Genomic DNA, 26,210 nt, shown 5'->3' with positions numbered 1-26,210 from the left:
AAGGTCGCCATTTGCTTACGGAGATTCTGATTTGGCTGACTGAATACAACGAGCCGATGGCCAAAAGAATCTGCGTAATCAGCGCAAAAATCAGCGAAAATCTGTGATTTAGTAGTACAGCCCGTGGGCCACGAAGCCGCGGCGCGGGTTCCACTCGAGGGCGGGGGCGGGCAGGTGGAAGATGCTGAGGGCGTAGAACACCTTTTTGAGCACTTTGTTGCGGGTCGGGATGCGGCGCAGGTCCACATCGAGGCTGAGGTAGAACTGGCGGTAGGAGCGCAGACCCAGCGCGGCGTTACGGTCGGGGTCGTTATAAACCATCTGTTGGGCGCCGTAGCCCACGGCCGGCTGCAGCCAGCGGGGCCAGCGGCTGCCGGCGGGCAGAAACGCGCCCACATCGGTGGCGAGCCAGTAGGTCTGGCCGTTGTAATCCTTCAGAAACTGCTCGCCCAGGTTGCTGCCCAGCACGTTGGGGCGCAGGTCGGCGTAGCGGGTGGGGTGGAAGGAGAGCTTGGGCATGATGCGCACCTCGTTCCAGGCCAGCTGCTGGCCAATCAGGCCGGCCGAGCCCAGGAAGTTGGCGGCCAAATCGGTGGCGGAGGCGCCGTACTCCGGGTCGCGGCCGTCGAGCAGTTCGATGGGGCTTTGCAGCAGGAAGCCCACGAAGCCGCCGTACCAAAGGGCCCGGCGGTCGGGCACGCCGGCCCAGCGCAGCATGTCCACGGCACCGCGGCTTTCGTGGAAGGCGCCCCAGAAGTGCCCGGCCTTATCCAGCTGCTTCCACTCGGGCAGGTCGTTGAACCAGTGGAAATCGGTTCGCTCGCCCGTGTACCAGCCCTTGCTCAGCACCAGCATCAGCGACGAGTACGACACCACCAGCCCACCCGCCAGCAGCGGCAGCCTCTGGTTGAGCCGCGGCAGCCTGGCCCCAGGCAGGCTATCGGCCGGGGCCGGCTGGGCCACGCGCAGAACGGACGGTTGCGGCATCGGGGCTTCAGGGGCCGCCTGTGGTATCTGGGCCGGCGCCGGCGCGGCCAGCGTCAACAGTCCGGCCAACAGCCCCAGGCGCAGAAAAGAACGAAGACCGGAAGAGGGCAGGGGCACGGATGGCGAAAAAAATCCGGTCAAAACTACGCTAAATGCAGCTAAAGGCTTGGTCAGCATCGGGGTGGCGTTGTATCTTTAATGCTCCCTTGTGCTGTGTAGCTGATTTATGGTAAGTTTTTGAGCAAACGCAGCATTAGGGTTCAAGGCTGATTTCTGAAAATTCCAACCAGTTCTCTTATGCGGATACTTCGACTTTTTTTGGTACTGCTGGCTTTTGGAGCCGCCCGCCCCGATTCGTGGGCCCAGGTGGTCACTGCACAGCCCGCCTCGTTCACGGCCGCGCAGGCCCTCACGCTCACCTTCGATGCCACCCAGGGCAATGCAGCACTAGCCAATTTCAGCGGCGACGTATATGTGCATACCGGTGTCATCACCAACCTGAGCACCAGCCCTTCCGACTGGAAGCATGTGAAGTTTACCAACTTCAACGCCCCCGACCCCTCCATCAAGCTCACGCGCAGCGCCACCAACCCCAACCGCTACACCATCGCCCTGACGCCCAGCGTGCGGGCCTGGTACAACGTGCCGGCCGCCGAGCAGATTCTGCGCCTGGCCATGGTGTTCCGCAACGCCGACGGCTCGCTTGTGGGACGCGCCACCGGCGGCGGCGACATTTTCGTGGATGTGGCCCAGAACGATTTTGACCTGCGCTTCACGCAGCCCGCCGGCCCCGGCCCGTTTGTACTGCCTATTAATACGCCTACGCCCGTTGCCGGCACTTCGGCCGTGCCCGCCAACCTGGCGTTGCTGCTCAATGGCACCCAGGTAGCCACGGCCGCCAACGCCACCAGCATCAGCGCCAACATCACGCTCACGCAAGCCGGCGCCAACACGCTACGCCTCACGGCCTCCACCGGTACGGCCTCGGCCGCCACCGAGCTGACGCTGCAAACCCGCGACGCCGTAACGGTGGCCGCGCTGCCCACCGGTGCCAATCGCAACGGCGTTACCTATATCAACAACGGCACCTCGGCTATCTTCAGCCTCACGGCTCCCAACAAGAGTTTCGTGCACGTTATCGGCGAATTCAACAACTGGACGGCCACCGCCGCCGGCTATATGAAGCGCACGCCGGGCACCGATGGGCTGGCCGACAACTCGGTGAACGGCCGCTGGTGGGTGCAGGTTGATGGCCTGACGCCCGGCCAGGAGTACGCCTACCAGTATCTGGTGGATGGCCGCTTGAAAATAGCCGACCCCTACACCGAAAAAATCCTCGACCCCAACGACGACCGTTTCATTACGAGCGCCACGTACCCCAACCTGAAACCCTACCCGGCCGGCCAAAGCGGCAATGTGTCGGTGCTGCAGAGCAATGCCCCGGTGTACACGTTTCAGAACACCAATTTCCAGCGCCCCAAGAAGGAGGATATGGTGGTGTACGAGCTACTGGTGCGCGACTTTCTGGCTAAGCACGATTACAAAACCCTCACCGACACGCTGGCTTACCTGCAGCGCCTGGGCGTGAACGTGATTGAGCTGATGCCCGTGAACGAGTTCGAAGGCAACGAAAGCTGGGGCTACAACACGTCGTTCTACTTCGCCCCCGATAAGTACTACGGCCCCAAAAACGACCTCAAGCGCTTTATCGATGAGTGCCACAAGCGCGGCATCGCCGTGGTGCTCGACGTGGTGCTCAACCAGTCGTTTGGCCAGAGCCCGATGGTGCAGTTGTATTTCGAGGACGGCAACCCGGCTCCCGACAACCCCTGGTTCAACCGCACCGCCACGCACCCCTTCAATGTGGGCTACGATTTCAACCACGAAAGTCCCTTCACCCGCTACTTCAGCAAGCAGGTAATTGAGTTCTGGCTGAAAAACTACAACATCGACGGCTACCGCTTCGACCTGAGCAAGGGCTTCACCCAGAAAGTGTCTGATCTGCCGGGGTTGTCGAATGATGAGAAGGTAGCTTTATGGAGCCAGTACGACCAGTCGCGGGTGAACATCTGGAAGGACTACCACGATTTCCAGGTGAGCGTTGATGCCTCCTCGTATGCCATTCTGGAGCACCTGGGCAACAACGACGAGGAAAAAGTGCTGGCCGACATGGGCCTGCTGCTGTGGGGCAAGATGACCGATGCCTACAACGAGGCCACGATGGGCTACCACGACGGCGGCAAATCCAACTTCAGCGGCGGCTACTACAAGCAGCGCGGCTGGAGCCAGCCCAATCTAGTAACCTACATGGAAAGCCACGACGAGGAGCGCCTGATGTACAAGAACCTGACGTATGGCAATGCCTCGGGCTCGTACTCGGTGAAAAGCCTGCCTACCGCCCTCAAGCGCCAGGAAATGGCCGCCGCGTTCTTCTTCACCGTACCCGGCCCAAAAATGATCTGGCAGTTTGGGGAAGTCGGCTACGATAAATCCATCTTCAGCTGCCCCGACGGCACCGTGCCCTTGCCCTACGCCGAAAACGACCAGTGTAAGCTGGCCAACAAGCCCGTGCTCTGGAATTACTACCAGGACAACAACCGCAGCCACCTCTACGATGTGTACCGGAACCTGATCTATCTCAAAGTGCAGGAGCCCGCCTTCGAAAACCCCGCCACGTTCACCCAAAACCTGAATGGCGCCGTGAAAACCCTGCAGCTCACCGACCCGCGCCTCAACGTCACCATCGTGGGCAACTTCGATGTGACGACGGCCACGGTGGTGCCCAACTTCCAGAGCGCTGGTACCTGGTATAACTACCTGACCGGCGAGGCCCTGACCGTCACTAACCCGTCGGCCCCGCTCACGCTGGCTCCCGGCCAGTATGCGGTCTATACCTCTCGCCGCATTCAGGCGCCTGCCAACGTAATCCTGGGTACCCGCCGCGCCAGCACCGCCGCGCTACAGCTTACGGCCCAGCCCAACCCGGCCGGCGCCATGGCCCAGCTTCGCTACGAGCTGCCGCAGGCCGCTATGGTGCAGGTTACCGTTGCCAACCTGCTCGGCGCCACGGTACAAACCCTGCCCGCCACCCGCCAGCCGGCCGGCGCGCAGATGCGCGAGCTGCCCCTGCAGAATCTGGCTAACGGTGTGTATATGGTTCGCCTGAACGCCGGCGCCCAGCAGCAATCCATCCGCCTGGTTGTGAATAAGTAAAGCTCATAGTTTGTAGCTGTCAGCTCTCCTTCACGAATTCGCTTGACCACCAAAAAGAAGGCCCCGCGCTCAATCGAGTGCGGGGCCTTCTTCGTTTTCCAGCTAACAGCTAACAGCTAACAGCTAACAGCTAACAGCTAACAGCTTAGGAAGCCATTTCGGCTTCGTGGAAAGCGACCAGGTCATCGATGGGTGAGCGGATGATTTTGCCCACTTCCATGCCGTACTCTTTGGCTACCTGGGCCAGGGCGTCGCGGAAGTTGTAGCCCACCGAGCCGATGCAGTTGAAGGTGTAGTCCTGGTAGTTGGGGTAGTGACGGACGATGTTTTCGAAGAACGTTTCGAAGCCCTGCACTACGATTTCGCGGCAGTAGCTGATGTTGTTGTGGTCGTAGGTGAACTTGGCGAAGCTGGCCAGGAAGCGGTTGGGCAGCGGCTGATTGTAGAGCCGGTCCAGAATATCGTCGCGGGTGAGGTTGAACTCCTCCTGGAAGATTTCCTGCAGGCCCTCGGGCAGCAGGCCGCGCAGGTAGTCGCGCAGCAGGCGCTTGCCAATAAACGAGCCCGAGCCCTCATCACCCAGGAAGAAGCCCAGCGAATCGACGTTGTGAATAATCTTCTCGCCATCGTACAGGCACGAGTTGGTACCGGTGCCCAGAATAGCGCCGAAACCGGGCTTACGGCCCAGCAGCGCCCGGGCAGCGGCCAGCAAATCGTGGTCGACGGTTACGGTGGCGTTCGGAAACGTCTGGCGCATGGCCGCGGCCAGCACCTCGGCCTTGGCCGCCGACGATACGCCGGCCCCGTAGTAGTGCACTTCGGTTACCTCGGCGCGCGGCAGATTATCGGGCAGGTTGCGGTCGAGCGAGTCGGCCACGGCGGCCGTCTTCATGAAATCGGGGTTGTAGCCCTCGGTGTTGAAGTACACGCGGCTGCCGTCCTTATCGAGCTGGCACCAGCTGCTTTTGGTCGAGCCACCATCGGCAATTAGAATCATAACGAAGGGGGTGAAAATGGAGGAGTAAGAATGTAAAGATGCTAAACCAAGGGCGTAACACCCCGGCAGCGGCCCTGGAGGCTCAAAAGAACCAGTCTCGAACAACTGGCCGGTTGCCCGGAATCCGGGCACCAAAAAAGGGTCTGGCCGGGGCCAGACCCTTTTGGGGCAGCAGCAGCTTTCGGCTACTGCTTCACGGCGGTATAAGTAGCCGGTTTGGTGTTGTAATTCAGCGTCACGGTGTACGTGCCGGCCTCCGAAACTTTGATGTTGGAGCCGCCTTCCTTCAGCGGACCAGCCGTTTTGGTGGCATCCCCATCACTTAGCGCGCCCAGGTTCAGGCCCCAGTCGTTGTTGGCCCGGAACTTATAGTAAGCCGTAGTCAGGGGCAGGGTAATCGTCCAGACCTTGCGGTCGAAGTCGTAGGTCATCGGGGTTTCGGTACCCCAGCCGTTGGGCGTCGCGTCGCCGATGATGGCCCACGCATCCTTGGGCAGTTCGCGGCTTTCGTAGGGGGTGGCTTTGATGGCCGTCGGGTCCGACATCATCATTGCCGCGTTGCCCTGCAATACCGACTGCAGGCGCACTTCCAGCTCCGAAGCTGTGCCAGCCGGCTGCTTCAGATCGGAGTAGATGCCGTTCAGTTCGCTTACCGTGAGGGTGTGGGTAGTGGCCGTGCCCACCGAAATGGTGCGCGCCGACTTGAACCCGTTGCCTTTGGTATCGAACTCCAGCGTGTAGGTGGGGGCAGCCGCGAAACCGTAGTTGGTAGGCGTCCAGGTGTAGGTTACGGCCGGCTTGTCGGCATCGGCGCGGCTAAGGGCCGGCGTAGCCGTAGACGACTGTAGCTGCGGGGCCGCCGTCTGGTTGAGCATAATCTTATCACCTTCTTTCTCACAGGAAGTAAGAAATAGCGCCGCAACAAGGCCCAAGCCGGTCAACTTCGTGAATAATTTTTTCATGGGGGTAAGCTGAAAAAGTGTGAGAAACAGCCGCCGCGGCCAACCAGCCGAAACCGCGCAGGTTGGGCGGGCTCCGGCTGGTTGGATCAGGCAGAATTAATAGCCCGGGTTCTGCTTCAGGTTGGGGTTAGCCGTCAGGTCGCTGGTGGGCAGCGGGAACAGCGTCCGGGTCAGCTCCACATCGGTGCCAGCCTGCACGCCGCCCTTGAAGGGCCAGTTGTAGCCCCGGGCGTACTTGCCGAACCGGATGAGGTCGGTGCGCCGGTGGCCTTCCCAGTACAGCTCGCGGCCGCGCTCGTTAAGCACCAGGTCCAGGCCTTTCTGGCCCGTCAGGTCGGCCGCCGTGATGTTGCCCGAGGCATTACCGTAGGCCCGCTGGCGCAATGCGTTGAGGTAGGTAACGGCCTGGGCCGTGGTGCCACCCGCACCCCCGCGCACTACGGCCTCCACGTACATCAGGTACGCATCAGCCAGCCGGAACAACGGAAAGTCGGTGTCCGGGAAAACCTTGTCGTTGCCCGCTACGCCCTTCGACGAAACGTTTTTGAACTTGGTTACCCCGTAGCCATCGGTGAAAGTTGCGGGCTTGGTGATTTCCAGCGACTGACCGTCGGAGAAGAACATGGCCCGCTTATCGGCCTGCGACTCTGGGAAAAGGTTGACCAGGTTTTTCTTGGTGCGGGTGCCGCCCCAGCCGTTGTCAATTCCGAAATCGTCGACCGACATTTTACCACCCACCGAAGCATGGATGATAAACGTCATGCCACCGTAGGTTTTCGTCCGGACGCCGTCGAAACGGACGGGCAGAATGATTTCGGAACGCGCGACGCTGCTGTTATCAGTCCGGAACAGGTCGGCGTACGTGCCGGTCAGCTGGTAACCAGAATCGATAATCTTTTTGGTGTAGGTAATCACCTCGGCGCTGCGGTCGGTGCCAGTCGTACCGCCGGGGGTAGTGCTCAGGTACACCGGCGCGTTCTGGTAGAGCTTGGCCAGCACCATCCAGGCGGCGGCTTGGTCGGCGCGGCCGAACTCGTTGGTGCGGGCCGGGGCCAGGTCGTCTACCGTAGCTTTCAGCTCCGACTCAACGTAGGCAAACAGTTCCGGGCGCTCGATGCGCCGGGGCTTTTCGGTGCCTACCGTCGACGTCTCGTCGGCAAACGGCACGTTGCCGAACATATCCAGGGCGTGGTAGTAGCTCATCGCCCGCAGGAAGCGCGCCTCGGCGCGGTACTGCCTGATGTTGGTCTGCTCGGCGGCCGAGATGCCGTAGTCGTTGAGCTTGGCGTCTGAGGTCTGCCGGATAAACTCGTTGCAGAGCGAAATCTGGTAGAAAATCCGGTCGTACATGGCCCGCACGAAGGGGTGCGAGGGCGACCAGGTGAGGCGGTTGTACTCGGGTACGCCCCCATCACTTTCCCAGGCCAGGATGGCCTCGTCGGTGGTCAGCTCCTGGGCCATCCAGTACTGGCGCAGGTAGTTGGAGAAACCTTCGTCGATGCCGGCAATATCGGGCTGGCCGGCCGGGCCCTGCTGGCCGCTCACGGCCATGGTGGCGTAGAGGCGGGCCAGCACTTCCTTCACCCGCGCCGGGTCGCGGTAAACCGACTCAACGGTCGGCTCATACGACGGCTCCTGGTTCAGCTCGTTGATGCACGAGGAAAAGGGCGCCAGGCCAAGTACAACCAGCGCCAGGGCAACTGAACGTGAAAACTTGTTTTTCATGGGGGCGGGGATTAAAAGCCGAGGTTCAGGCCGAGCGAGATAGTGCGCGGGCGTGGGTAAATGGTATTGTCGATGCCGAGCGCCGTTTTACCGGTACCCGCCGTAATTTCCGGGTCCAGGCCCTTGTAGTTGGTGGCTACGAACAGGTTCTGAACCGAGAGCGAGACCCGCAGGTTCGTCTTATCCTTATAAATATTGCCGAAATCGTAGCCTGCCGTCAGGTTCTCCATCCGCAGGAACGAAGCGTTTTCCACGTAGTAGTCTGATTGCAGCCGCTCGGTGGTGTTGGTGACGAAGCCGCTGGTCAGGAATTCGCGGTTCAGGTTGTTGAGAACCCCATCGGAACCGCCCTGCGGGAAGGCCGCCTGGGCGCGCACGTTGTTGTACACGTAGTTGCCCAGGTTGGCGCGCATCGTGAAGGCCAGGCTGGCCTTGCCGTACGAGAAGTTGGAGCCGAAGCCCAGAATGGCCTTGGGGGCCGGCGCCTGGTACTGGTACCGGTCGTCGGAGTCGATGGTGCCGTTGCCGTTGCGGTCCACGTACACGCCCTCCAGGGGCTTGCCATCGGTGCCGTACACCTGCTGGTACACATAGAAAGCGTTGGGCTGGTAACCCACCGAGTTGATCTGGATGGTGCCGCCTACGCCGCCTTCGATGCCGCCCACGTTGTCGCCCTTATACGTGGGGTCGGTGGCGTTGGTCAGCTTCGTGATTTCCACTTTGTACACGTTGGCGTTGGCGTTGGCCGTCCAGTTGAACTGCGTGCCGCGCACGATGTCCACGTTGAGCGAGGCCTCCAGACCCCGGGTTTCCAGCGAGCCCACGTTGGTGGTCAGCTTGTTCGAGAGGTTCGAGAGGGCCGGCACAAATACGTTGTTGAGCAGGTCGTCGGTTTTGCGGTAGTACACATCAACGGCGCCATTGAAGCGGCTGTCGAGGAAGCCGTAGTCGATACCCGCGTTGTAGGTCGTCGACGTTTCCCACTTGATGTTGCGGTCATAAGCCGCCGCGCGCAACGTGTTCGAAAACTCGTCGCCGAGCTGGTACTGCGCCGTGCTCTCGCTGAAGGTATAGCGGGCCAGGTAGGGGTAAATGTCGCCGATGTCCTGCTGGCCAGTCTGGCCGTAGCCCAGGCGCAGCTTCAATTCCGAAATGGTGGTCGAATTCACCAGGAAATCTTCGCCCTTGAGGCGCCAGGCCGCGGCCGCCGAAGGGAAGTAGCCCCACTGCTGGCCCTCGCGGAAGCGCGACGAGCCGTCGGCGCGCATGGTAGCCGTCAGCAGGTACTTATCGTTCAGGTTGTAGTTGGCCCGGCCATAGAACGAGAGCAGCACGTACTTCGGGTCGCGGTAGTCGAGGCCGCTGAACAGGGTAGGGGCCGCCGCGTACACCGCTTCGTTGGCCAGCCGGTCGGCAAACACGTAGTTTTTGTCGGCGAAGCGCTGGTAGGAGTGGCCTGCCAGCAGGTCGAGGCGGCCGGGGCCCACCTCGCGGTTGTAGTTGAGGTAGAATTCGAGCAGGCGGTTGTTCTTGTCCTGGCCCGATATATTGTTGAGGCCGCCCTGGCCGGCCGTTGTGCCGGCAATGGCTACCCGGTTGAAATCGGAAGCGGCCGTAGCTGGAACGTAGAGGCTGCCCCGGCCCTGCTGCACATCGTAGCCCAGGTTGAGGTTGGCGCGCAAACCCGTGAGGAAAGGCAGCGCGTAGTCAAGCTGAATGTTGCCGATGCTACGCTTTACCGTGCTCCGGTCGCGGCGCTGATAAATGAGACCCAGCGGGTTACGCGTGGCCAGCGTGTTGAGGTTGCCATCTTTCAGCACCTCGTTAAAGCCCCCGTACGGGTTGCCCGGCGCGTAAATCGGCAGCGTGGGGTTGGCAAACACGGCCGCTCCCACGGCGCCTTGGTTCGAGAAATTGTTGTCAACCCAGCTGCCTTTCACGTTCACGTTCACCCGCAGGTTGCCATTCAGCAGCACCGGCGAAAGGCCCACCGAACCGGTGTAGCGCTTCAGGTCGTTTTTAATGAGCAGGCCTTCCTGATCGAGGTAGCCACCCGAAACGCGGAACGGTACCGCCCCTACCGCTCCGGTCAGGCTCACGTTATTATCGGTCGTGAGGGCCGTGCGGTAGATTTCGCGCTGCCAGTCGGTGTTTACGGCTTTGTCCGGGCCGAGCAACGCAATCTGCTGGGCATTGCCCTGGGCCAGTACCACGGCCCGGAACTCGTCGCCGCTCAATACATCCACGTACTTGTTCGCCCTCGATACCGAGTTCTGCGACGACACGTTCACGCGCAGCTCCTGACCCTGTACGCCCTTCTTGGTCGTCACGATAATAACGCCATTCGAAGCGCGCGAGCCGTAGATAGCCGTCGACGACGCATCCTTCAGCACCGAAATGCTTTCAATGTCGTTGGGGTTGATCAGCGACAGGGGGTTAGCCGCTCCCGCCAGCGTCCGGTTGTCAACCGGCACCCCGTCGATAACGATAAGCGGGTCGTTGGAGGCCGTCAGCGACGAGCCACCCCGGATGCGGATGCTCGACGAGGCGCCGGGCGCTCCGCCGCTGGTCGTTACCTGCAGGCCGGCTACCTTGCCCTGAATCAGCTGCTCGGGGTTGGTTATCTGCCCTTTCACAAACTCCTTTTCCGTAACCTGCTCCACGGCCCCGGTCAGGTCCTGCTTGCGCTGCACACCGTAGCCTACTACCACGGCTTCGTTGAGCAAAGTCGTGTTTTCCGACAGCGTGAGGGCCGCGACGGCCGTGTTCTGGCCGGCCGTTACGTTGATGGACTGCCGCTGCGTAGTGAAGCCCACGAACGAAATAACCAGCGTCTGGGGGCCGGTGGGTGCGTTCTGAATCAGAAACGTACCGTCGCCGTTGGTCGAGCCGCCCAGCGACGTGCCCTCAATCAGCACCGTAACGCCGGGCAGGCCTTCGCCCTTCTCGTCGAGCACCCGGCCGCTGACCGTGCCAATTCCTTGCGCCTGAGCAGTACTGAGGCCCGCGCCTGCGCATAGGAGCGGCAGCACCATTTTCGCCAGATAAGGGTTTTTCATGGAAAAATTGTTAGGGGTTAAAAGGGGGTTTCCGCCCTGGGCGGAGGTGGAAAATCAAGGCTGACAATCCGGCCAAAAACGGTCGGGCGGCGCCGAAAAACAGTTGCCAGGCAGATGTTTTCCGAGCCCTTTTCTGAGGTGCCGAGCCATAAATAAACAGTGCAAATTAACGCCTTGTTTTGCACAACCCAATGCCTGAATGACGCCAAGCCGGTTTAGTTATAATTGGATTTTACGGCTTCCATCATACTCTTCCCTGTTGCCTGCCCCGGCCTCCACAGGTGCGGCCATAGCCGTTACCGGGGGCTGTTTACTTGTCACAACCCCAAAATCCGCTTAATCAGGCCGGTTAGGCCGTGCTTATCGGGTGCTATCCTCGCCTCGAAGCAATTCCTGGTGGTTCTATATTGATCATTATTAGGGCTCAAATGGAGCCGGTCTTTGTAGATTGTGGTCTTGTCGCCTTCAGTGGCGCATATTCGCCCTTTTATACCCGGCTGTGTTTTGTATATGACGCTGCATTGATAATTTCATCTTAAAGGAAAGGGCTGAAAAGTAGGAGTAGAGGTGAGGTTTAAGTGGGAATGAGCAAATGCAGGCAAAATTTAAATCAATACCGCACTTCCCGGATAGCGGAAAAAGCGGCTTTTTGCCAGCTAGTGCTTTTGGATATAACGCAGACCCGGTTATACGGCTGCAACCACCGCGGCAACCAGTCGACACGGTGCCTGAGCCGAAGCTAGGGTTAGCTAAGGGTAAGGGCTTACTTACCAACCGGATTTTAGCTGGCGGCGATTTTCCCGGAAAAATACACGTTGCCAAAAAGCAGCTTTCGGCGGCCACTCAGCTGTTGGAGTGGGCCGCGGCTGTGCGGGCCGTTTTGAGAGTCGGTTTCGGCGTAGCTTGCTGTCATGTTTACGTCTTTTACCTCCATAGCCCGCTGGCTACCCCTGGCTCTGCTGCTGCCCACGGCGCCGGACCTGCGGGCCCAGACCACCGTACGCATTACGGCCGTGCCGGCCGCCACGCCCGCCGCCGAGAATCTCTATCTGGCCGGCTCGTTCAACGACTGGACGCCCGGCAGCCCGACCCACGCACTGACCCGCCAGGCCGATGGCGCCTACACGCTTACGCTGCCCGCCTCGCTCACCGGCCCGGTCGAATTCAAGTTTACCCGCGGCTCCTGGGCCAGCGTCGAAACCGATGCGAAGGGGCAGGATGTGGCCAACCGCCGCCAGACGCTGAGCGGTGCGCCTACCACCCTCAGCTTTACCATAGCCGGCTGGAAGGACCTGACGGGCACGGGGCCCACGCCCTGCCAGAGTACCGCCCTGCAGCCCAACGTGCGCGTCATCAGCGAGGCGTTTGCTATGCCGCAGCTGGGCCGCACTCGCCGCATCTGGGTGTATCTGCCCAACGACTACGCCACGGCGCCCACCAAGCGCTACCCGGTGCTGTACCTGCACGATGGCCAGAACGTGTTCGATGCCTGCACCAGCTTCTCGGGCGAGTGGGGCGTGGATGAAACCCTGAGCCAGCTGCAGGCCCAGGGCCTCGATGCTACCGGCAGCCTAGTGGTGGCCATCGACAATGGCGGCGCCGAGCGGCTGAACGAGCTGTCGCCCTGGAACAACCCGCAGTACGGTGGCGGCCAGGGCGACCAGTATGTGGATTTCATGGTCCAGACGCTCAAGCCCTACATCGACGCCAACTACCGCACCCTCACGGGCCGCGAGTTTACGGGGGTGGCCGGCAGCAGCATGGGCGGGCTGATTTCAACCTACGCAGCCCTGAAATACCCGCTGGTGTACGGCCGCGTGGGCGTGTTTTCGCCCGCCTTCTGGTTTGCCGAGCAGCCGCTATTCACCTACCTCCGCCAGCACCCACCCCGGCCCGATACGCGGTTCTATTTCGTGGCCGGCGCCACCGAAAGCGCCACGATGGCTCCGTTGATGCGGGCCATGCACGACTCGCTGGCCAAAGCGGGCGTACCAGCCGGCAACCTGAGCCTGCAGGCCCCCGCCGACGGACAGCACGCCGAATGGTTCTGGAAGCGCGAGTTTGCCGCGGCCTACCAGTGGCTGAACCAGCCGGCCGTGGTGACAGCCGCGGGCCGGCGGATGAGCGGATTGGCATTCAGCGCCTACCCCAACCCGACCCGCAACCGCCTCACGCTGCTGCTGCCCGCCGAAGTGCGGGGTAGCGCCCGGCTGGAAATAGTAGACGCCCGGGGCCGGACCGTGCGCCGCGAAAAGCTGAGGTCGGGCGCCGTGCTTGATGTGAGCGGGCTGGCCGCCGGCGTGTACCAACTGCACGTAACCGCCGGCGCACTCCAGGGCTGGCAGGCGCTGGTGAAGGAGTAATTTAGTTTTGAGTTGCCAGTCGGCATAAAGAACGTCATTCAAAGCGCAGCGAAGAATGACGTTCTTTCTTTTTATTGAAAAAAAACGGGCTTTTTCTTGCGTGGAACCCAACCGTTGGTAGCTTTGCAGCGTTCAACGCCCCAACTCCTTTTTTCGGCAATGACTTTTTCAACTCTGATGCAAGCCTGGTGGTGGCCCTACGGAAATTCCGGACGGGACAACCTGTGCGTGCGTTAGAATCGAATCCTGTTCTTCGCAACCGCCCTAGATGTAACCCGGCCGCCCGCCGGGTTTTTTTGTGCCCGGCGCTGGCTTTCCCTCTGCTTACCGCAACCAGCCCGCCCATGCAAACCTATTCCCTTAGCACCCGTTTCCGCCGCGTACTGGCCGATACCGTGACGCCGGTCGGCCTCTACCTGCGCCTGCGCGACCGGTACGACAACTGCCTGCTGCTGGAAAGCTCCGACTACCACGGCCAGCAGAACGCCTTCAGCTACCTCGCCTTCGACCCGCTGGCCCGCTTCGAGCTGCGGGGCCGCGAGCTGACGCTGCGCCTGCCCCACGACGTAGTGGAAACCGAAACGCTGGCCTCGCCGCGGGCGGCGCTGGACCGGCTCCAGGAGTTTGCCGCCGCTTTCCAGACCGAGGATACGGGCCACGATTTTATCACCGGCGGGCTATTCGGCTACCTGGGCTACGAGGCGGTGCAGGCGTTTGAGGACCTCACGTTGAATCCCGCAAAGCAGCCCGCCGGTAGCATTCCGGATATGCTGTACGGCACCTACCGGCACGTAATTGCCATCAACCACTTTCGCAATGAACTGTATGTGTTCGAGCACACGCTGGCGGGCGAGGAGGTGGACGAGGACGGCCTCACGCGGCTTATCAACCTGATTCGGAACCCTTCGCTGCCCGATTTCAAGTTTAAAACGGAAGGAGCGGAGCAGAGCAACCAGACCGACGAGCAGTTCCTGGAAGTGCTGGCGGCTGGTCAGCGGCACTGCCACCTGGGCGACGTTTTCCAGATAGTGCTGTCGCGGCGCTTCGAGCAGGGATTTTCGGGCGATGAGTTCAACGTGTACCGGGCGCTGCGCTCCATCAACCCCTCGCCCTACCTGTTCTACTTCGATTACGGGGCCTTCAAGATTTTCGGCTCTTCGCCCGAGGCCCAGGTGCGCATTCGGGGCCGCGAGGCCAGTTTGTTCCCGATTGCCGGCACGTTCCGGCGCACCGGCAACGACATCCGGGATGCCGAGCTGGCCCAGCAGCTGGCCGATGACCCCAAGGAAAACGCCGAGCATGTGATGCTGGTAGACCTGGCCCGCAACGACCTGGCCCGCCACGGCGACGCAGTGGAAGTAAAAACCTTCCGCGAAATCCAGTTCTACTCGCACGTCATTCATTTGGTAAGCGAGGTGCGGGCCCAACTCACCGAGGGCACCAACTCGCTGCAGGTCGTGGCCGATACCTTCCCGGCCGGCACGCTTTCGGGGGCGCCCAAGCACCGCGCCATGCAGCTGATTGACCAGCTCGAACCAACGGCCCGCGGCTACTACGGCGGCGCCATCGGCCACCTGGGCTTCAACGGCGACTTCAACCACGCCATCATGATTCGCTCCTTCCTGAGTACCAGCAGCCGGCTTTACTTCCAGGCCGGCGCCGGCGTGGTGGCCGCTTCCGACATCCACTCCGAGCTGCAGGAAGTGCACCACAAACTGGCCGCCCTGCGCAAAGCACTGGCCGAAGCGGAGCAGGTGTAGGGTAGGGCTTAGGGCATTAGGTATTAGGGCTTAGACCTGCAGTTCCTAACACCTTCCTGATTACAATTAAGACAACCGCTTTCCAGCTATGTGATTCCTGACTTTCAAGTCCTAACGCCTAAGTTCCTAAGCCCTAAAAATGAATATTCTCGTTCTCGACAACTACGACTCCTTCACTTACAACCTCGTGCAGGTGCTGCGCGAGCTGGGCCACCGCGACAACGTGCGCGTAATTCGCAACGACCGGCTGGCGCTTGATGAGGTGGAGGCCTACGATGCTGTGCTGCTTTCGCCGGGGCCGGGGCTGCCCGCCGAGGCCGGGATGATGCCCGAAATCATCCGCCGCTACGCGCCTACCAAGCGCGTATTGGGCGTGTGTCTGGGCCACCAGGGCTTGGCCGAAAGCTTTGGCGGCGAACTGTACAATCTGCCCCAGGTGCTGCACGGCTTGGCCACCGAGGCCCGCCTCACAGCCCCCGACCGCCTGTTCGATGAGCTGCCCGCAACCTTTAAGGTGGGCCGCTACCACTCCTGGAGCGTGCGGCCCGAGTCGGTGCCGGCGGCGCTGGAGGTAACGGCCGTGGACGAAAACGGCCAGGTGCTGGCCTTTCGTCACCGCGAATTCGACGTGCGCGGCGTGCAGTTCCACCCCGAGTCCATCCTCACTGAGCACGGCCGCCAGATGTTGGCCAACTGGCTGAAGTAAGCCGCCTCCTGTCATCCTGAGCATTCCGCGAATTGAGCGGCGACGAAGGACCTATACAGAGGCTAATATCAAAGACAATACCTTCTGTATAGGTCCTTCGCAAGCTCAGGATGACAGAGGAGAAAAATCAGCGAAATCAATACAATCAGCGCGAATCAGTGATTATGAGGCATATTCTTGCTCAACTTTTCGACCAGCAGCTTCTCACGCACGCCGAGGCCCATGAGGCCATGCTGCGCATCGGGCAGGGCGAAGCCAACGCCGCCGAAATGGCCGCCTTTATGAGCGTGTACCGAATGCGGCCGATTTCGGTGCCCGAGCTGGCCGGCTTCCGCGACGCGCTGCTGAGCCTCAGCCGCGACCCGGAGCTGGGCACCCGCGACACCATCGACATTGTGGGCACCGGCGGCGACGGCAAAGACACGCTCAACATCAGCACGCTGGCCTGTTTCGTGGTGGCGGGAGCGGGCTACCAGGTCACCAAGCACGGTAATATCGGCGTGTCGTCGGTGTGCGGCTCGTCGGATGTGCTGCGCGAGCTGGGCGTGAACCTGGCCGCCGACAACGACCAATTGAAGCGGCAGCTGGAGCGGGCCGGCATCTGCGTACTGCACGCGCCGGCCTTCCATCCGGCCATGCGCCACGCCGGGCCGGTACGCCGCGAGCTGGGCGTGCGCACGTTCTTCAACATTCTGGGGCCGCTCGTGAACCCGGTGCGGCCGAAGTTCCAAGTGGCCGGCACGTTCAGCCTGGAGCTGCTGCGCCTCTACCACTACCTGCTCCAGCAAACCGATGCCCGCTACACCGTGGTGCACGCCCTCGACGGCTACGATGAACTCTCGCTGACCGGGGCCGCCAAGCTGGCCACGCCCGCCGGCGAGCGGCTAGCTACCGCCGCCGACCTCGGCCTGCCGGCCACCCGCCCCGCGGAGCTGGCCGGCGGCCAAACCGCCACTGAGTCGGCCCGCCTGTTTGTGGATGTGCTCGAAGGCCGCGGCACCCGCGCCCAGCGCGACGTGGTAACCGCCAACGCGGCCCTGGCCATCAGCTGCCGCGAGCCCGAATTCAGCTTCGCCGAAGCCCTGGCCACCGCCCGCGAATCCCTGGATTCGGGCCGGGCGAGACAGGCTTTGAAGCTGTTAGTTTCAGCTTAGCTGCAAGCCGCAAGTTTGAAAAGTCCGCATGGACTTACCTCCACATTCTTTCCGTTCTCATCACCCCTCAATCAGCCAAGACTTGCAGCTTGTAGCTTGCGGCTTGCAGCTTCTCAAAATGACTATTCTCGATAAAATAATTGCCCATAAGCGCCGCGAAGTGGCCGAGCGCCAGAGCCTGGTGCCACTAAAAAAGCTGGAGCAGAGCCTGTACATGGAGGCCCAGCCACTGAGCTTGCGCCACTACCTGCTACGCGACGATTTGAGCGGCATCATTGCCGAGTTCAAGCGCCGCTCGCCCAGCAAGGGCGTCATCAACGCCTACGCGCCGGTCGAGCGCACCACGCTGGGCTATATGCAGGCGGGCGCCTCGGCGCTGTCGGTGCTCACGGATACCGAGTTTTTTGGCGGGCGCAACGAGGACCTGACCACGGCCCGGCGCTACAATTTCTGCCCTATTCTGCGCAAGGATTTCGTAGTGGGCGAGTACCAGATTATCGAGGCCAAAAGCATCGGGGCCGACGCCGTGCTGCTGATTGCGGCCGTGCTCAGCGGCGAGGAAGTGCTGCGTCTGGGCCGGCTGGCCAAAAGCCTGGGCCTGGAGGTGCTGCTCGAAATCCATAACGAGCAGGAGCTGACAGCTACGCTGCACCCCGACGCCGTGAGTTTGGTGGGCGTGAACAACCGCAACCTGCACGATTTCGCCGTGAGCCTCGACACCTCGGGCGAGCTGGCCCGCCAGATTCCGGACGAGTACGTGAAGGTGACGGAAAGCGGGCTGAACTCGGCGGCCGACATCAAAAACCTGCGCGAAGTAGGCTACCGGGGCTTTCTGATGGGGGAGGCCTTCATGCGCCACGCCCGCCCCGAGCAGGCCTGCGCCGCCTTGGTGCAGCAGCTTGCTTAAGCAGAATCCATACAACATCCGCGCGGGCTGGGGCCCGCACCACGCGCTTAAATTCGCCTTATGAACTTCGCCGCCGCCAGGCCGTTTGGGTTTCCAAACTCCCTGCACATGCCAACCACCACCAATCTTCGCCTGAAAGTCTGCGGAATGCGGCAGGCGCAAAATATCCTGGAAGTAGCGGGCCTGGAGCCCGATTTCCTGGGGTTCATTTTTACGCCGAAATCGAAACGGTTTGTGGGCGAGCAGCTGAGCGGCGAGCTGCTGCGGAGCCTGCCGGCCGACGTGCGTAAAGTGGGCGTGTTCGTCGACCAGAGCGTGGCCGAAATCATGCAGCAGGTGCGGCGCTATGGCCTCGACTTGGTGCAACTGCACGGCGCCGAGCCGCCCGCCCAGTGCGCCGCGCTCCGTGCCAACGAGGTAGGCGTTATTAAGGCGTTTGCGGTGGCCGATGCCGTGGATTTCGCGGCCCTGGAGCCCTACGTGCCGCACTGCGACTACTTCCTGTTTGATGCGGCCGGGCCCCAGCCGGGCGGCAACGGCACCCGTTTCAACTGGGAGCTGCTGCGCCGCTACGAGTTGCCGGTGCCCTACCTGCTGGCCGGCGGCATCGGCCCGGACGTGGCCGCCGAGCTGGCCCGGCTGGACCTGCCGGGCCTCTACGGGCTCGATGTAAACAGCGGCTTCGAAACCGCGCCCGCCCTGAAAGACGTGGAACGGCTGCGCGGGTTTTTCGCCGAATTGCAGGTCTGATTTCTACTGGTTCCGGCCCGTTTGCCGCCCCCAGTTGTTTCCTGTTTACGCTCCATCAGAACATCGTTTCCTCAACGAAAAGCCATCAGCCACCAGCTAAAAGCTAACAGCTCAAAACATGACTGTTCCCACCTACCAGCAACCCACCGAGCGCGGCTACTACGGCCAGTTCGGCGGCGCATTCATCCCCGAAATGCTCTATCCCAACGTGGAAGAGCTGCGCCAGCAATACCTGGACATTCTGGCCGACCCCGAGTTTCAGCGCGAGTACCAGCAGCTGCTGCGCGACTACGTGGGCCGGCCCACGCCGCTGTTCGAGGCCAAGCGGCTGTCGGCGCGCTACGGCACCCGCGTGTTTCTGAAGCGCGAAGATTTGTGCCACACCGGGGCTCACAAAGTCAACAACACGGTGGGGCAGATTCTGCTGGCCCGGCGGCTGGGTAAAACCCGCATCATTGCCGAAACCGGCGCCGGCCAGCACGGCGTGGCCACGGCCACCGTGTGCGCCCTGATGGGTATGGAGTGCATCGTGTACATGGGCGAGGTGGACATGGAGCGGCAGAAGCCCAACGTGTACCGCATGCGCCTGCTGGGCGCCGAAGTGCGGCCCGCCAGCAGCGGCAGCAAAACCCTGAAAGACGCTACCAACGAGGCCATCCGCGACTGGATTTCCAACCCCGTCGACACCCACTACATTATCGGCTCGGTAGTAGGCCCGCACCCGTACCCCGATTTGGTGGCGCGTCTGCAGGCGGTTATCAGCGAAGAGATGCGCAAGCAGCTACTCGAAAAAACCGGCTCCGAGCTGCCGCAGTACGTGGTGGCCTGCGTAGGCGGCGGCTCGAACGCTGCCGGCGCGTTTTACCACTTCTTGGAAGACCCTGAGGTGCAGCTGGTGGCCGTGGAAGCGGCCGGGCACGGCGTGCATTCGGGCCACTCGGCGGCTACGTCGGTGCTGGGCAAGCCGGGCATTATCCACGGCTCGCGCACGCTGCTTATGCAGGATGAGGACGGCCAGATTACCGAACCCTACTCGCTCTCGGCCGGCCTTGACTACCCCGGTATCGGCCCGTTGCACGCGTTTCTGGCCGATTCCAAACGGGCCCGCTTCATCAGCGTAACCGACGACGACGCACTGAAAGCCGTGGTGGAGTGCAGCCGCCTCGAAGGCATCATTCCGGCCCTCGAAACGGCCCACGCGCTGGCCGTGCTCGACCAGCTCGGTGCCGGCCCCGACGATGTAGTGGTCATCAACCTCTCGGGCCGCGGGGACAAAGACCTCGAAACCTACATCCAGCAGGATTTAATGTAGTTATTTCCCGCAGAGGGACGCAGAGGTTTCCGCAGAGGTTCGCGGAGGTCGTTTTCTGCGAACCTCTGCGTTTCACCTCTGCGTCCCTCTGCGGGAACTCACCCCATGAACCGAATTCAACAAGCCTTCCAGCAGGATAAAAAGCTGCTCAATATCTACTTCACCGCCGGCTACCCGCAGCTCGACGACACGGTGCCTATCCTGAAAGCACTGGCCGACGCCGGCGCCGACGTTATTGAAATCGGGGTGCCGTTTTCTGACCCGCTGGCTGATGGGCCGGTGATTCAGCAGAGCAGCAGCGTGGCATTACAGAACGGCATGAACATGCGGGTGCTGTTCGGACAGCTGAAAAGCGTGCGCGAACAGGTGCCCAACACGCCGATTCTGCTCATGGGCTACCTCAACCCGGTGATGCAGTTCGGGGTGGAAAACTTCTGCCGCGAGGCCGCCGCGGCCGGCGTCGACGGCGTAATTCTGCCCGATTTGCCGCTCGATGATTACGTGACCGAATACCAGGACATCTTCCGCCGCCACAACCTGCGGCCGGTGTTCCTCATCACGCCCCAAACCGCCCCTGAGCGCATCCGCCGCATTGATGAGCTGACGGACTCGTTTCTCTACCTCGTGTCGGGGCCCGGCACCACGGGCGGGGCCAACACCCAGGCCGCGGGCGTGCAGGAAGCCTATTTCGAGCGGATTTCCGACATGAACCTGCGCAACCCACGCCTCGTGGGCTTCGGCATTTCCGACAAGCAGTCGTTTGAGAAGGCTTGCCAGCACGCCGAAGGCGCCATCATCGGCTCGGCCCTGATTCGGGCCCTGGAGGGCGCCGACGATGCGCCGGCCGCCGCTGCCGCTTTCGTTTCTTCCGTTATCAGCTAATTGTCATCCTGAGCGCAGCGAAGGACCTATATAGAAGGTATTATCAGATGTTAGCTTCTGGATAGGTCCTTCGCTGCGCTCAGGATGACAAACGACCAACCATCTCATGATTCTCCAACTCGACCCCCAGATTTCCGCGCAAAACCAGCAAGAAATCGAAGCCCGGATAAAGGCCCTGAACTACAAAGCCACCGAGGTGAAAACCCAGCGGGCGCACTACCTGGTGGCCATCGGCAAGGCCGAAATCGACCTGCGCAGTCTGGGCCAGCTGCCCGGCGTGCAGGACATCCACCGCGTATCCGACGACTACAAGCTGGTGAGCCGCAAGTGGCGCGTGCGCCCCACCGTGCTCGACCTCGGCGACGGCGTGCGCATTGGCGAGGGCACGCTGACGCTGGCCGCCGGCCCGTGCAGCATCGAGAGCGAGGCGCAGATGGAGAGCGTAATGCAACATTTGCTGGACAACGACGTGCGCATTATGCGCGGCGGGGTGTTCAAGCCGCGTTCCTCGCCCTACTCGTTCCGGGGGCTGGGCATGGACGGGCTGAAGCTGTTCCATCAGATGGCCCGCGCCCGCGGCATCAAAATCATTACCGAAGTGATGCAGGTGTCGCAGGTGGAGGAGATGCACGACTACGTGGACGTGTTTCAGGTGGGCGCCCGCAACACTCAGAACTTCAACCTGCTCGACGCGCTGGGCGGGGTCGATAAGCCGGTGCTGATTAAGCGCGGTATTTCGGGCACGCTAGAGGAGCTGCTTTCGTCGGCCGAGTACGTGTTTTCGGGCGGCAACGAGAAGCTGATTCTGTGCGAGCGGGGCATCCGGACCTTCGAAACGGCCTCGCGCAACACCCTGGATTTGAATGCGGTACCCATCCTCAAGGAGAAAACGCACCTGCCCGTCATCGTCGACCCCTCGCACGGCATCGGCCTGCGCGAGCACGTGGCCGCCATGGCGCTGGCCGGTGTGATGGCCGGCGCCGACGGCATCATCTACGAAACCCACGCAACGCCCGAAAAAGCCGCTTCCGACGGCGCCCAGACACTCGATTTCGACGAGTCGGGCCGCCTGATTCGCAACCTGCGCCGGGTGTACGCGCTGCGCCAGGAGTTGGAGTAGTACACCGCTTTTTTCTGCGGTTCGGGTTTAGATTTGGCTACCTGGCTGGAAGCCGAACTGTGCCGGTGCCAGGCCGTACTAACTGAGCCGGACGGGTTTCGGTTTCGGCCTTGTACTGGCTGAATTTCCTCTTCCGCCGGGCGGCACCATGCGCCCGGTTTCCGCGTTGCGGCGGACTTATTTTCTATGCTGAATGCTTGATTTACTGATAAAAAACGCCCGGTTGGACAACCATGAGGGCTGCGTGGATATGGGCGTGGTAGCTGATAAAATCGAGCTACTGGAAGCCAACATCACCCGCAAAGCCCGAACAACCATCGACGCCGAGGGTCAGTTTGTGTGCGCGGGCTTCTTTGAAACCCATATTCACCTCGATAAAGCCTGCATTCTGGACCGCTGCACTGTGCAGAAAGGCACCAAGGGCGAGGCCGCTTCGGTAACCAAGGAAGCCAAAAAGCACTTCACCGAGGAAGACGTGTTTGCGCGCGGTAGCCGGGTGGTGGAAATGGCCATCAAGAAGGGCACGATGGCCCTGCGCAGCTTCGTGGAAACCGACCCCCGCGCCGGCTTGCGCTCCTTCGAAGCCCTGAAGCGGGTGCGCGAGAAGTACGCCTACGCCATCGACATCGAGCTGTGCGCCTTCGCCCAGGAAGGCCTGACCGACGAGATGGAAACATACGACCTGCTGCGCCAGGCCCTGCAGCAGGGCGCCGACCTGGTGGGCGGCTGCCCCTACACCGACGCCGACCCCGCCCGCCACATCGAGCTGATTTTTGATTTGGCCCAGGAGTTCGACGTGCCCGTGGATTTCCACCTCGATTTCGACCTCGACCCCAGCCACACCAGCATCCCCAAAATTGTGGAGCAGACCAAGCGCCGCAACTACCAGGGCCGCGTGTCCATCGGCCACGTCAACAAGCTCAGCGCCATGCCCCCGGCCCAGCGCCTGAAGCTGGCCCGGCTGCTTCAGGAGGCCAATGTGGCCCTGATTGTGCTGCCGGCTACCGACCTGCTGATGATGGGCCAGGACCACTCGCACCTGATTCCGCGGGGCGTGGTGAATGCCAACGAGTTCAGCGCGCTGGGCGTTACCACGGCCATTTCCAGCAACAACATCCTCAACGCCTTCACGCCCTACGGCGACGCCTCGCTGGTGCGCATGGCCAACCTGTACGCCAACGTGGCCCAGCTCACCACCGACGACGAAATCCGGGCCACTTACGAGATGATAAGCGGCAGCGCTGCCAAGCTACTCTCCCGGCAGGCGCAGTTGCGGGTAGGCGGCCCGGCCACGTTTGTGCTGCTGGAAGCCACCGACGCCGTGGAGGCCATCCGCACCATTGCCCAGCCGCTGCTGGGCTACAAGAACGGGCGGCGCACGTTCACCAATCAGAAGGCCGAAATCCACCCGCAGGCCTAAGTTGCGGGCGCAGTAGCCTTCGCAGAGGAAAGTCGTCGGCAGAGAAAGTAATAGCAGCAGAAAAATATATTTCTATATTTGCCGTACCATGTTCAACCTGACCGCCAAGCGCTTTATGTCGATTACCGTCTGCAATCTGCAGTATGGTAGCGGGCGGCGTGGCCGGTGCAACAGGTAGGGAACTTGAACAACCTCCTCCTCTGAACCTCAGCAAGGCCCGCTTCCGACAGGAAACGGGCCTTTTTTTATGCCTTTTGCCATGTTACAGCAACACTACGACCAGTACTCGGCCCAGGACCACTTGGTGTGGAAAGTATTGTTTGACCGCCAGACCGCCCTGCTGCACAAGCGGGCCTGCGGGGCGTTCTGGCAGGGCCTGCAGGCGGCCGGCCTGCACCGCCACGCCCTGCCTGATTTCGGGCAGGTAAGCCAGCGCCTGCAGCAGGCTACCGGCTGGCAGCTGGTGCCGGTGGCTGGCCTGCTGGGCGATGCCGACTTCTACGGCCTGCTGGCCCGGCGCCGGTTCCCGGCCACGGTCTGGATTCGCAGCATGGCCCAGTTCGATTTCATTGAGGAGCCCGACCTGTTCCACGGCGTATTCGGCCACGTACCGCTGCTGATGGATGCGGCCTTCGCCGATTTCCTGCAGTTTCTGGGCCACGTAGCTACCCTGCACCTGCCCGACGCGGCGGCAATGGCGCGCCTGGAGCGGCTCTATGGCTTCGCGGTGCAGTTTGGGCTGGTGCGTGAGCAGGGCGAAACCCGCCTGTTCGGGGCCGGGTTGCTGTCGTCGTCGGGCGAAATCCACCATTACCTGTCGGAAACCGCGCCGCGCCAGCCTTTCGAGTTGGCCACCGTGCTCGATACGCCCTACAGCGAGGCGCAGCTGCAGGATGCCTACTTCGAGCTCAGCAGTTGGGAGCAGCTCACCGAAAGCGTAGCCGACCTGGCTGCCGTGCTGGCCGCCGCGCCCCGGCCGCTGCTGACCACTGCCGAATAGCGCCGTAGCCGGAAGAGCCAGGAGCGCAGAAACCTGTTGCGCACTCCGTCATAGAATTCCGGCTTTTCAGCTGGCGCACTTGCTTTCCACTCTTGGCGCACTACATTTGCTTTCGATGACCCGCTTCACGTCCTGCTATTACGCTTATGCCTATTACGCCCCGCAAGGGAGCGGAGCGGCGGCGGCGTGCCGGAACCAGGAGTAGCAAATCCTCTTCCAACGTCTTGTCAGGCCTGCTTCCGCTTCGTGCGGAGGCAGGCCTTTTCTTTTTCTCTCTTTTCTCCTTTAGCAATGAACACGCTCCTCGAAACCACCGCCGCCCTCCAGCCCCTGCTCCGCCAGGAATACGCCCGCTACACCGCCGCCGACCAGCACGTGTGGCAGCTGCTTTTCGATAGGCAGATGGCGCTGCTGCCCGGTCGCGCCGCCGATGCCTTTCTGGAAGGTGTGCGCCGCGTGGGCTTTAGCCGCGAGGCCATTCCCGATTTCCGCGAGGTGAACCCGCGCCTGCGCGAGCTGACGGGTTGGGAGCTGGTGGTAGTGCCCGGCATTGTGGACGACGCGGTGTTTTTCGGACTGTTGGCCGAGCGTAAGTTTCCGGCTACCACCTGGCTGCGCACCCTGGCCCAGCTCGATTACCTAGAGGAGCCCGACATGTTCCACGACGTATTTGGCCACGTGCCGCTGCTGACGAACCCCGGTTTTGCGGCGTTTCTGCAGGAGCTGGGCGTGGCGGCGGTGCAACACGGCCAGCAGCCCGGCGCGCTCGAACTGTTCACGCGCCTGTACTGGTTTACGGCCGAGTTCGGCCTGATTCAGCAGCCCGAGGGCCTGCGCATTTACGGAGCGGGCCTGCTTTCGTCGCACGGCGAAGTGAAGTTCAGCCTCGGCGAGCAGCCCACCCGCCTGCCCTTCAGCCTGCAGGGCGTGCTGGATACGCCCTTCGAGAAAGACAAATTCCAGGACCTCTACTTCGTGCTCGATACTATGGAGCAGCTGCCGGAAAGCCTGGCGGCGCTATTAGGTGAGATGGTGAGATAGTGAAATGGTGAGTTGATGTTCAGAAAACCTGCGTGTGCCACTAGCGCCAACAGGTCTTCTGGACATCAACTCACCATTTCACCTAATAGCGCCAACCCAAGCGACGGTACACGAAGTGCAGCAGCCAGAGCGGGCCGATGAGCAGAAACTGCAGGTCTTTGAGGAATGATGGCTTCTTGCCTTCCACCTTATGGCCCCAGAACTGCCCGATCCAAGCCAGCACGAACACAATAAGGCACACGGCCCACAGGGGTAAGCTTGCGTAGCTTACTACAAAGCTAAGAGCTGCCGCCATTGCCAGCCAGACCAGCGCCATGCCCAGTGCCAGCCGCAAACTCAGGCGCACGTAGTACAACAGCGCCAGCAGCATCACCAATGTGCCCCAGTTTAGCAAAGGACTAATGCCGCGCGTGGCTACAGGCACTGGCACCGACCACAGCAGGCCCAGAATAGCGAACATAATCAGCGGCACGCACACCCAGTGCACCAGCTTGTTGGTCGGGTTCTGGTGGCTCTCGGCGTACTCGTCGAGCAGCCGCTGCACGGGCGAAGCGGTGATATCCATCGGTATTGGGAACTGTCTCGTCCTAGAAAAAGTTGACCAAAAACTTGGTTAACTTATGGCATCACTGTCTGACTTGCGTATGCAAAAGCACGCGCTTTCCATGCGCCAAATGGTGGCTGAAATTCATCTGGGCAAGCTCAACATTGCCCAGGCCGCCGCCAAATTTGAGCTCACACGTAAAACCGTTCGGCACTGGATCGACCTGGTCGAAGCAGAAGCGGAGGCCAACGGCTTGCCCCCGGCTCCCCCACCATGCCCACCTGGAGCCAGGAAACGCACAACTCGTC

Annotated in this window: 20 protein-coding genes; 14 read left to right on the top strand and 6 right to left on the bottom strand. The window is 61.6% G+C overall.

Features of this window, described 5'->3' with window-relative positions; all coding sequences use genetic code 11:
• Positions 1-108: 108 nt before the first annotated feature.
• Positions 109-1,104 carry a YfiM family protein gene (locus H145_RS0117360; RefSeq protein ID WP_240471723.1) on the bottom strand — a complete coding sequence of 332 codons (996 nt, stop codon included), beginning with the start codon at positions 1,102-1,104 and terminating at the stop codon, positions 109-111.
• Between the two features lie 201 nt (positions 1,105-1,305).
• On the opposite strand from H145_RS0117360, the gene H145_RS0117355 reads away from it, so the two are divergent.
• Positions 1,306-4,200 (top strand): alpha-amylase family glycosyl hydrolase, encoded by a 2,895-nt coding sequence (locus tag H145_RS0117355; protein ID WP_019949432.1) that lies wholly within the window; start codon positions 1,306-1,308, stop codon positions 4,198-4,200.
• A gap of 145 nt (positions 4,201-4,345) precedes the next feature.
• Here the strand turns inward: H145_RS0117355 and H145_RS0117350 are convergent, their stop codons facing one another.
• From H145_RS0117350 to H145_RS0117335, 4 genes are all read right to left on the bottom strand, one after another.
• Positions 4,346-5,197, bottom strand: a complete 852-nt coding sequence (locus H145_RS0117350) for a hypothetical protein (protein ID WP_019949431.1) — start codon at positions 5,195-5,197, stop codon at positions 4,346-4,348.
• Positions 5,198-5,382: 185 nt separating this feature from the next.
• Entirely contained in the window at positions 5,383-6,159 is a 777-nt protein-coding gene (locus H145_RS0117345; protein ID WP_071595234.1) for a SusE domain-containing protein, read from the bottom strand.
• A 96-nt stretch (positions 6,160-6,255) separates the two neighbouring features.
• On the bottom strand, positions 6,256-7,884 hold the full coding sequence (locus H145_RS0117340) for a RagB/SusD family nutrient uptake outer membrane protein (RefSeq protein ID WP_019949429.1): 1,629 nt from the start codon (positions 7,882-7,884) through the stop codon (positions 6,256-6,258).
• A gap of 11 nt (positions 7,885-7,895) precedes the next feature.
• The gene (locus H145_RS0117335; protein WP_019949428.1) at positions 7,896-10,943 is read right to left on the bottom strand and encodes a SusC/RagA family TonB-linked outer membrane protein; all 3,048 of its coding nucleotides are present in this window, start codon (positions 10,941-10,943) and stop codon (positions 7,896-7,898) included.
• 911 nt (positions 10,944-11,854) lie between these two features.
• Here H145_RS0117335 and H145_RS21915 point away from each other — a divergent pair.
• From H145_RS21915 to phhA, 12 genes are all read left to right on the top strand, one after another.
• Positions 11,855-13,306, top strand: a complete 1,452-nt coding sequence (locus H145_RS21915; protein WP_019949426.1) for an alpha/beta hydrolase-fold protein — start codon at positions 11,855-11,857, stop codon at positions 13,304-13,306.
• 344 nt (positions 13,307-13,650) lie between these two features.
• The gene (locus H145_RS0117320; protein WP_019949425.1) at positions 13,651-15,066 is read left to right on the top strand and encodes an anthranilate synthase component I family protein; all 1,416 of its coding nucleotides are present in this window, start codon (positions 13,651-13,653) and stop codon (positions 15,064-15,066) included.
• A gap of 139 nt (positions 15,067-15,205) precedes the next feature.
• Complete coding sequence (locus H145_RS0117315) at positions 15,206-15,772, top strand: anthranilate synthase component II (RefSeq protein WP_019949424.1); 567 nt, start codon at positions 15,206-15,208, stop codon at positions 15,770-15,772.
• Positions 15,773-15,936: 164 nt separating this feature from the next.
• Entirely contained in the window at positions 15,937-16,926 is a 990-nt protein-coding gene (gene trpD, locus H145_RS0117310; RefSeq protein WP_026351599.1) for an anthranilate phosphoribosyltransferase, read from the top strand.
• 118 nt (positions 16,927-17,044) lie between these two features.
• On the top strand, positions 17,045-17,833 hold the full coding sequence (trpC, locus tag H145_RS0117305) for an indole-3-glycerol phosphate synthase TrpC (protein ID WP_019949422.1): 789 nt from the start codon (positions 17,045-17,047) through the stop codon (positions 17,831-17,833).
• A gap of 108 nt (positions 17,834-17,941) precedes the next feature.
• On the top strand, positions 17,942-18,583 hold the full coding sequence (locus tag H145_RS0117300; RefSeq protein WP_033426405.1) for a phosphoribosylanthranilate isomerase: 642 nt from the start codon (positions 17,942-17,944) through the stop codon (positions 18,581-18,583).
• Positions 18,584-18,701: 118 nt separating this feature from the next.
• Complete coding sequence (gene trpB / locus H145_RS0117295) at positions 18,702-19,895, top strand: tryptophan synthase subunit beta (protein ID WP_019949420.1); 1,194 nt, start codon at positions 18,702-18,704, stop codon at positions 19,893-19,895.
• A gap of 105 nt (positions 19,896-20,000) precedes the next feature.
• Positions 20,001-20,777: a tryptophan synthase subunit alpha gene (gene trpA / locus H145_RS0117290; RefSeq protein ID WP_019949419.1), complete on the top strand. Its 777-nt coding sequence runs from the start codon at positions 20,001-20,003 to the stop codon at positions 20,775-20,777.
• A 106-nt stretch (positions 20,778-20,883) separates the two neighbouring features.
• Entirely contained in the window at positions 20,884-21,897 is a 1,014-nt protein-coding gene (gene aroF, locus H145_RS0117285; protein WP_019949418.1) for a 3-deoxy-7-phosphoheptulonate synthase, read from the top strand.
• Positions 21,898-22,090: 193 nt separating this feature from the next.
• Entirely contained in the window at positions 22,091-23,317 is a 1,227-nt protein-coding gene (locus H145_RS0117280) for an amidohydrolase family protein (protein ID WP_019949417.1), read from the top strand.
• Positions 23,318-23,576: 259 nt separating this feature from the next.
• Positions 23,577-24,317 carry a phenylalanine-4-hydroxylase gene (locus tag H145_RS0117275; RefSeq protein ID WP_240471722.1) on the top strand — a complete coding sequence of 247 codons (741 nt, stop codon included), beginning with the start codon at positions 23,577-23,579 and terminating at the stop codon, positions 24,315-24,317.
• 291 nt (positions 24,318-24,608) lie between these two features.
• Positions 24,609-25,358: a phenylalanine 4-monooxygenase gene (gene phhA, locus H145_RS0117270; RefSeq protein ID WP_019949415.1), complete on the top strand. Its 750-nt coding sequence runs from the start codon at positions 24,609-24,611 to the stop codon at positions 25,356-25,358.
• 82 nt (positions 25,359-25,440) lie between these two features.
• Here phhA and H145_RS0117265 read toward each other — a convergent pair whose 3' ends face one another.
• Positions 25,441-25,923: an Mpo1 family 2-hydroxy fatty acid dioxygenase gene (locus H145_RS0117265; RefSeq protein WP_019949414.1), complete on the bottom strand. Its 483-nt coding sequence runs from the start codon at positions 25,921-25,923 to the stop codon at positions 25,441-25,443.
• 55 nt (positions 25,924-25,978) lie between these two features.
• Here H145_RS0117265 and H145_RS0117260 point away from each other — a divergent pair.
• The coding region (locus H145_RS0117260; protein ID WP_240471721.1) for a helix-turn-helix domain-containing protein at positions 25,979-26,210 on the top strand (232 nt) is incomplete at its 3' end.

Source organism: Hymenobacter aerophilus DSM 13606 (genome assembly GCF_000382225.1).
GTDB lineage: Bacteria > Bacteroidota > Bacteroidia > Cytophagales > Hymenobacteraceae > Hymenobacter > Hymenobacter aerophilus.
Note: the sequence above shows the minus strand (reverse complement) of the source record. Positions and strands in the feature narration are given on the sequence as shown.